Here is a 1,182-nt window from a genome sequence, read left to right as displayed (position 1 = left end):
GCTACAGAGGTTGAAAGGCTGACGGTCGTCGGCGTGTCTGCGTGATCTGCGTCGATGGTTTCGGTAGGCCGGAGGTATGAGGTATCCGGCTGGTGGTGGCATGAACGCGGTAGCCCGGGTCCGGCGTGAAAAGGTCCGGATGCAGGCCGCGGCCATGTTCGAGGAGTCCAAACCGTCCACGCAGATCGCTTCTGAGCTGCGAGTTTCCCCAAAGTCGGTCCGGGAGTGGCGACGTCGCTGGGCTGCCGGCGGTACTGCGGCTCTGGCATCGTCGGGGCCGGGTGGTTCGGACTGCAAGCTCTCCGAAGAGCAACTCGGCGAGCTTGCCGGCCTGCTCGACCGGGGGCCGTTTGAGCAGGGCTGGCAGGACGCCCGGTGGACTCTGGCGCGGGTCGTCGAGGTGATCGAACGCCGTTTCGGCGTCTCCTACACGCTGCGCGGGGTGTCCTACCTGCTGCATCGCATCGGCTACAGCCAGCAGGTCCCGACCCGACGGGCGATCGAACGCGACCCCGAAGCGATCGCGACCTGGCACCGCAGGCGGTGGCCGTCGGTAAGAGGTTAGCCGCGGCCCGCGGCGCCTGGATCTGCTTCCAGGACGAGGCCGGCCAGGTGCTGCGCCCGCCGGTGGCCAAGACCTGGGCACGCCGCGGCCGCACACCCGTCGTGGAGATCTCCGGTAAGGGCTCCGGCCGGGTGTCGATCGCCGGCCTGGTCTGCCTCAAGCCCGGCGAACGCGGCCGGCTGATGTGGCGCACCCGGCTGCACCGTGGCCGCAAAGGCGAACGCGGCAGCTTCAGCGAGGACGACTACATCGCCTTCCTCGACCAGGCTCACCAGCGGTTACGTACACCGATCGTGCTGATCTGGGACAACCTCAACACCCACGTCAGCCGCCGCATGCACGCCCTGATCGCGGCCCGGCCGTGGCTGACCGTGATCCGGCTGCCGTCGTACGCACCCGATCTCAACCCGACCGAAGGAGTCTGGCGATGGATGAAACGCGGCCTGACCAACATCGCCGCCCACGGCGTCGACCACCTCGCCGACCTGGTCAAACACCGCCTACGCGCCTGCCAGCAACAGACCGATCTCCTCGCCGGCTTCTTCGCCAACACCGGCATGACCCTCGACCCCGAACCACCGTGACGGTGCGAACTTCAGCCTTTCAACCTCTGTAGC

The 1,182-nt window shown here is 67.7% G+C and carries 2 protein-coding genes; both read left to right on the top strand.

From position 1 onward, the window contains the following. Positions 1–100: 100 nt before the first annotated feature. The gene (locus tag ACLQ23_RS31515) at positions 101–565 is read left to right on the top strand and encodes a winged helix-turn-helix domain-containing protein (protein WP_425736165.1); all 465 of its coding nucleotides are present in this window, start codon (positions 101–103) and stop codon (positions 563–565) included. After that, positions 544–1,149 carry a transposase gene (locus ACLQ23_RS31510; protein WP_357413809.1) on the top strand — a complete coding sequence of 202 codons (606 nt, stop codon included), beginning with the start codon at positions 544–546 and terminating at the stop codon, positions 1,147–1,149. The genes ACLQ23_RS31515 and ACLQ23_RS31510 overlap by 22 nt, the downstream gene beginning before the upstream one ends. The last annotated feature ends 33 nt before the right edge of the window (positions 1,150–1,182 follow it).

Source organism: Micromonospora sp. DT41 (genome assembly GCF_049841715.1).
Lineage (GTDB): Bacteria > Actinomycetota > Actinomycetes > Mycobacteriales > Micromonosporaceae > Micromonospora > Micromonospora profundi.
The sequence above is the reverse complement of the archived record's forward strand: the minus strand, read 5'-3'. Positions and strand labels throughout refer to the sequence as shown.

Coding starts and splice junctions, on each gene's coding strand:
- ACLQ23_RS31515 (WP_425736165.1), top strand. CDS start 101: ATGAACGCGGTAGCCCGGGTCCGGCGTGAAAAGGTCCGGATGCAGGCC.